The sequence below is a fragment of the Inhella sp. genome (assembly GCF_027532025.1).
Lineage (GTDB): Bacteria > Pseudomonadota > Gammaproteobacteria > Burkholderiales > Burkholderiaceae_C > Inhella.
The window spans coordinates 24,419-30,691 of the sequence record NZ_JAPZSY010000134.1 but is presented as its reverse complement, the minus strand read 5'-3'; the positions used below and the strand labels follow the sequence as shown (position 1 = coordinate 30,691).

Sequence of the window (6,273 nt, the reverse complement as noted above, 5' to 3'; positions counted from 1 at the left end):
GCGCGCGGCTGGCGGCGCGACCGAGCTGGTCGCTGTAGGGGGCTGATCTGGGAGTGGTGCCCGGAGGCGGATTCGAACCACCGACACGCGGATTTTCAATCCGCTGCTCTACCAACTGAGCTACCAGGCCAAGAGAGCCAAAGACTATAGCACAGTGGGTCGGAGGCTCAGCCGCCGCGCTTGGCGCGGCTGATGTCCACGCCCAGTTGCTTGAGCTTGCGGTACAGGTGGGTGCGCTCCAAACCCGTCTTCTCAGCCACGCGGGTCATGGAGCCGCCCTCCTTGGCCAAATGGAACTCGAAGTAGCTGCGCTCGAAAGCATCGCGCGCCTCACGCAAGGGGCGGTCCAGGTGAAACACCTGGTCGGGCGACGGGCCGGACGGCGTGGGCGACAGGCTGTGGGTGACCACGCCATTCATGGGCACGCTGGTGTAGGTCACCGGCTCTTCAGGGCGAGGCCAGCCCGTGGGCGCCGCCACGGCCGGCGCGGGACGCGGGGTGTTGCGCTGCAAGCCCAACTCGACCGAGCGCAGCAGCTTTTGCAGCGTGATCGGTTTTTCCAGGAAAGCCATGGCGCCGTGCTTGGTGGCCTCAACAGCGGTGTCGATGGTGCCGTGCCCGCTCATCATGATGACCGGCATGGTCAGCAAGCCGGCCGCGCTCCATTCCTTCAGCAGGGTGATGCCGTCGACGTCGGGCATCCAGATGTCGAGCAGCACGAGGTCGGGGGCAGCGCGCTCGCGAGCAGCGCGAGCTTGGGCAGCGTTCTCCGCCAGCTCGACCGTGTGCCCTTCGTCGCCGAGGATTTCAGAGAGCAAGCCGCGGATGCCGAGTTCGTCGTCAACAACAAGGATGGATGCCATGCGAGAGGGTCAGGCGGCGCCGTCGGGCGCGAGCTGGGTGAAGGTGAGGGACACGCGGGCGCCGCCGGCCAAGGCCTGGGGTGCGGTGGCGTCGGGAGGCTGGGGCAGGTTGCTCAAGCGGATGGTGGCGGCGTGTTCGTCGGCGATCTTCTTGACCACCGCCAAGCCCAGGCCCGTGCCTTTGGCTTTGGTGGTGACATAGGGTTCGAAGGCGCGGGCCAACACCGGTTCGGCAAAGCCCGGACCGTTGTCGGTCAGGGTGAGCCGAACGGCGCGAGCCGTGCCGTCGTCGTGCTTGGATTGTTTCGTATCTACAACAACGCGCCCATCAGGGCGATCACTCACGGCGTCGAGCGCGTTTTGCACGAGGTTGTGGATGACTTGCCGCAGTTGGCTGGCGTCGCCCATGAGCGCCGGCAGCCCGGTTTCGAGCTGGATTCGCAAGCGCCCTTGTTCCACCGCATCGGGGTAGAGCGCGATGACGTCGGTGACCAAAGCATTGAGGTCGAGCGGGGCCAGGCGGGCCGCGGGCAGGCGAGCGTAGTCGCGAAACTCATTGACCAGCTGCTTCATGGCCTGCACCTGGTTGACGATGGTGGCGACGCAGCGCGTGAGCATGGCGCGGTCGGTGTCCTCGGACAGCTTGGCGGCCAGCCGATGCTCCAGGCGCTCGGCCGACAACTGGATGGGCGTGAGCGGGTTCTTGATTTCGTGCGCCAAGCGACGGGCCACCTCGCCCCAGGCCTCGGTGCGCTGGGCGGACACCAGCTCGCTGATGTCGTCGAACACCAGCAGCCACTGGCCGTCGGGCAGCTCGGCGCCGCGCAGCAACAGGGTGACGGCCGCAGGGTGCTGGGGCAGGGTCAGGTCGTGGGCCAACTGCCAGTGCTCGAGGCCCGGGCCGGCGCCATCGCTCAGGCTGTTGAAACGCGGCCACAGCAGCGCATCCAAGTCGCGCAAGGCCGGCATCAGGCTGAGCGGGGCCCCCACGGCGCCGGCCAGGGGCTGGCGCAAGATGCGGGTGGCGCTGGCGTTGACGCTGGCGATGCGGCGCTCGCGGTCGAACACGATGACCCCAGCGGTGAGGTTGTCGAGCAGGGTCTGCAGGCGTGCTCGCGCTTGCTCCAGCGCCGCCATGGATTGCTGGGCCTGCTCACGGGCCTGCCCCAGCTGCTCGGTCATGTCGGCAAAGGCGCGGGTCAGACCACCCAGCTCGTCGCGGCTGGCGAGCACGGGTTTGCGGGTGAGGTCGCCCGCCGCCACCTGGCGCACGCCATCGGCCAGCAACAGCAGCGGCTTGGCCAGGCCGTTGCCCAGTTGGACGGCCAGCAGCAGGGCGATGAAGACGGCCAAGATCACGACCAAGGTCAGCGTGCCCAGGTACATGCGGCGCAGGCCGTCTCGCTCGTAAATGCGGCGCTGGTACTCCTGGGCCGCTGTCTGCACGGCCAGGGCGTTGGCGGTCAGGCCGCTGGGCAGGGGCTGCCAGACCAACAGGTAGCGCTGGCTGCTGGTGAGCGACAACCCCGTGCTGGGCACCGAGGCGATGACGACGATGCGCGGGTGGCCTTGGCTGGGCTCCTCGTCCAGGCCCTCGACGCGGCCTGCGCTGCCATCGCGCTCGGCGCGCCTCAGCAAGGCCGTGTCCACGCGATCGGCCCGCTCAAGGCGGGGACTGACAGGGACGTCGCGCAGGTCACTGACCTCCGACAGCACCTGCCCGTTGGGCCCCAGCAGGGCCACGCGCTCAGCCAGCCACTGCTCGCGCAGCCGCTCCAGCGTGAGGGCATTGCGGGCGCCGGCTTCGTCGGCCACCCGTTGGGCACCGATGCGGGCCTGGGCCGACAGTTCCTGGACGCGGGCGTCGAGCGTGGCGCGGCCGAGGTTCAAGCCCGCGTCCAGGGCACTGGCCAGCCGCTCGTCGAACCAGCTTTCGATGGAGCGGTTCACGAAGGCGTAAGACACGCCGTAAATCAGCAAGCCGGGCAGCAGCGACACGCCCGCGAGCACCAGCGCCAGCCGGCCCAGGAGTTGGGCGCCAAAACGACCACGGCGCACGCGCAGCATGAGCCGCACCGCCGCCACCAGCACCACCAGGCCGAGCAAGCCGCCAACGCCCAGGTTGACCCAATACAGCCAGCGCTGGTGGCGCTCGAAAAAGCCGGCCGGGGTGGTGGCGCCAATGGACAAGAGGAAAGCCAGCGCACCGCTGGCGATGGCCACGGCCAGCAAGGACAGCATCCAGGCCCATCGCACCGCTTGGCTTCGCGACGAATCGCGGGGGGACAAGGCAGCCGTGTCGGCCATGGGATCGGTCGGCCTCAACTGGCGAGCCCCAGCTCCATGGGGTGCAGGGGCCGGGACTCGCGCGCTTCCAGCGCGGCCCGCGTGCCCAGGCCGATTTGCACCGGGCCGGGCAGCTGGGAGGCATCCAGCCGCAAGCTGAATTCGAGGTCGTAGCTCGCGCCCAGCTCAGGCTCTTCGCGCAGCTCCAGCGTCCAGCGGCTGGCGCGGCGGATGACGCTGAGCGCGTCGGTCAGCGTGTCGAACGACTGGCTCAGCCCCCCGCTGGTGGCCACACGGTACTGCCGGGTCAAAGGCTGGTAGCTCAGGCGCCAGCGGCGCTCGCCTTCGGCCACAACGGCGTTGCGCCAGTACCAGCGGTAGCGACGCACACGGGCCTCGGCCACAAAGTGCAGGGCCACGCCGCGCTGCAGCGCGTCGGCCAGCGTGGGGGGCAGTTCCAGCTTGATGGCGTAGGTCAGCTCCAGCAAGCGGTCGTCGCGTTGCACCTGCAGCGGGGCCTCCACGGATTCCTGCGCCCAGGCCCGAGCCAGCCAGGGGCTGGCGAGAAGGACAGCGGCGAAGGTGCGGCGTCGCAGCAAGGGGCTCAGGCGGTGGGTGGGCAGCGCTGGAACAGCGCGTAGAAGAAGCCGTCGCCCGGTGGCAGACCGGGCGACGCGGCGGCGTCGGCCGGATTGTCTGGCAGGCCCAGCAGGTGGCCCTGGATTCCCGGACGCAGCAGCAGCCGGGCCTCGGGCTGGCGTTGCAAAAACGCCGCGACCTGGTCGCGCCCTTCGGCGGCGAACAGGCTGCACGTGGCGTACAGCAGCCGTCCGCCTGGGGCCAGGGTCGGCCACAGGGCATCGAGCAAGCCGGCTTGAATGCGGGCCAGTTCGGCGAGGTCGGACTCGCGGCGCAGCCAGCGCACGTCGGGGTGGCGGCGGTTGATGCCGCTGGCGCTGCACGGGGCGTCGAGCAAGATGGCGTCGAAGGGGCGGCCGTCCCACCAAGACGCCACGTCGCGGGCGTCGGCGGCCTGGGTGCGAGCCTTCAACCGCAGGCGGCGCAGGGTGTCGTCCACCTTGCGCAAGCGCTGCGCGTCGGCGTCCAGGGCCAGCAGGTCGAAGTCGCCCAGCTCCAGCAAGTGGGCGGTCTTGCCGCCTGGGGCGGCACAGGCGTCCAGCACACGCGCCCCCTGAGGCAGTGGCGGCAAGCTGCCCTCCCCGTGCACCAGCAAAGGCGCCGCGCGTTGCGCCGAGGCGTCTTGCACCGACACCCAACCCGCCTCAAAGCCAGGCAGGCGCTGCACCGGGCAGGGCGGATCGACCCACAAGCCTTCGGGGAAGGCGGGGCCCAAGGGGCGCCCCTGCAGGCCCGCCTCGACCATCGCGCGGCCGTAGGCTTCGACCGAGCTGTGGCGGCGGTTGACCCTCAAGGTGAAGGGTGGCGCGGCCTGCGCTTGCGCGAGCAGCGCGGTCGCGTGCTCGGGCCAATCGCGCTGCAGCCGCTGCACCCACCAAGCCGGGTGTTCGTGGTGGGCCTCGTCACCGCGCAGCGCGGCCTCCAGGCTGTCGCGCTCCCGAAGGTAGCGCCGCAGCACCGCATTGATGAGCGCCGCTTGCGGCGAGGCCCACTGGCGCGCGGCTTGCACGGCTTGGTTGACCACCGTGTGATCGGCGTGCTGCCCGCCCCCGCGCAATTGCGCCAGCGCGACCAGCAGCAGTGCCTCGGCCGCCGGGGGCGGCCGCTTGGGCACCAAAACCTTCAGCAGAGCCTGCCCGCTGCCCAAGCGTCGGGTGGCCGCGTAGGCCAGGGCTTGCGCGCCGCCGCGCAGCGGGCCGGGCGCGGCCTCCAGCGCGGCATCCAGGTTGCGTCCTTGACGCAGGGCCGCCAGGGCGCGGGCGGCCTCGCGCAGCAGCTGGTGCAGGCTCGGGCTGGGAATTTGATCGGACATCGCAGGCAGTTTAGGCAGCCGCCCCCCACAATCGGCGCATGAGCGAATTCACACACCCGCCCGGCGACGACGCCCCCGTTTCCGAACGCATCCGCTACCGGCTCGTCAGTGCCGGCTGCCGGCACCATGCGAACGACAACATCGCCGACTTCATCCGCCCCGGGGAACTGGACGCCCTTCAAGCCGAAGTGCAGCAGCAACTGCAAGGCGTGCTGCGGGCGCTGGTGATCGACACCGACAGCGATCACAACACCCAGGAAACCGCCAAACGCGTGGCCAAGATGTTCGTGCGCGAGGTGTTCGCCGGCCGCTACAAGCCGGCGCCCTCGGTGACTGAATTCCCCAACGTGACGCGCCTGAACGAGCTGATGATCGTCGGGCCCATCACCGTGCGCAGCGCCTGCTCGCACCACCTGTGCCCCATCCTGGGCCGGCTGTGGATCGGCCTGTTGCCCAACGAGCACAGCAACCTGATCGGATTGTCCAAGTACGTGCGCTTGGCCGACTGGGTGATGAGCCGCCCGCAAATCCAGGAAGAAGCCGTGACCATGCTGGCCAACGAACTGCAGGAGCGCGTGCAGCCCGATGGCCTGGCCCTGGTGATGGAGGCCGACCACTTCTGCATGGCCTGGCGCGGCGTGAAAGACACCGAATCCAAGATGACCAATTCCGTGATGCGCGGCGCCTTCTTGAAGGACGCCAACCTGCGCCGCGAATTCCTGTCGCTGCTGTCGAAGAAGGACTGACCCCATGCTTGTTCGCTTGATTTACGCCAGCCGCGTGGGCGAAGCCTTCGCCGAGACGGACTTGGCCAACGTGCTGCGCCAATCCCGCCAAAACAACCCCAGCCACGGCATCACCGGGCTGCTCTGCCACACCGACGGCGTCTTCGTGCAGGTGCTGGAAGGCGGCCGCGAAGCCGTCAACGCGCTCTACAACCGCGTGGTGGCCGACGCGCGCCACCAGGACGTGACCCTGCTGTCGTACGAAGAAATCGGCGAGCGGCGCTTTTCGGGCTGGAGCATGGGGCAGGTGAACCTGCAACGCTTGAACCCGGCCCTGGTGCTGAAGTACGGCCGCAGCACACGCCTGGACCCCTACGCCATGAGCGGCCAGGCCGTGGCGGCCTTGTTCGACGAATTGATCGCCACCGGCGCCATCGTCTGCCACTGA

Annotated in this window: 6 protein-coding genes and 1 tRNA gene; 2 read left to right on the top strand and 5 right to left on the bottom strand. The window is 69.3% G+C overall.

Annotation, left to right across the window (positions count from 1 at the left end; translation table 11 throughout):
• Window positions 1–54: 54 nt before the first annotated feature.
• From O9335_RS15850 to rsmB, 5 genes are all read right to left on the bottom strand, one after another.
• Window positions 55–129 (bottom strand) — tRNA-Phe (locus O9335_RS15850).
• Window positions 130–167: 38 nt separating this feature from the next.
• Entirely contained in the window at window positions 168–863 is a 696-nt protein-coding gene (locus O9335_RS15845; RefSeq protein WP_298389877.1) for a response regulator, read from the bottom strand.
• A gap of 9 nt (window positions 864–872) precedes the next feature.
• Window positions 873–3,170 carry an ATP-binding protein gene (locus tag O9335_RS15840; protein ID WP_298389875.1) on the bottom strand — a complete coding sequence of 766 codons (2,298 nt, stop codon included), beginning with the start codon at window positions 3,168–3,170 and terminating at the stop codon, window positions 873–875.
• Window positions 3,171–3,184: 14 nt separating this feature from the next.
• A complete protein-coding gene (locus O9335_RS15835) occupies window positions 3,185–3,748 on the bottom strand; it encodes a DUF4390 domain-containing protein (RefSeq protein ID WP_298389873.1) in 564 nt (187 codons plus the stop codon).
• Window positions 3,749–3,753: 5 nt separating this feature from the next.
• A complete protein-coding gene (gene rsmB, locus O9335_RS15830) occupies window positions 3,754–5,100 on the bottom strand; it encodes a 16S rRNA (cytosine(967)-C(5))-methyltransferase RsmB (protein ID WP_298389870.1) in 1,347 nt (448 codons plus the stop codon).
• 38 nt (window positions 5,101–5,138) lie between these two features.
• On the opposite strand from rsmB, the gene folE reads away from it, so the two are divergent.
• Together folE and O9335_RS15820 are read left to right on the top strand one after the other, a co-directional pair.
• Window positions 5,139–5,846 (top strand): GTP cyclohydrolase I, encoded by a 708-nt coding sequence (gene folE, locus O9335_RS15825; RefSeq protein ID WP_298389867.1) that lies wholly within the window; start codon window positions 5,139–5,141, stop codon window positions 5,844–5,846.
• Window positions 5,847–5,850: 4 nt separating this feature from the next.
• Window positions 5,851–6,273 carry a BLUF domain-containing protein gene (locus tag O9335_RS15820; protein ID WP_298389864.1) on the top strand — a complete coding sequence of 141 codons (423 nt, stop codon included), beginning with the start codon at window positions 5,851–5,853 and terminating at the stop codon, window positions 6,271–6,273.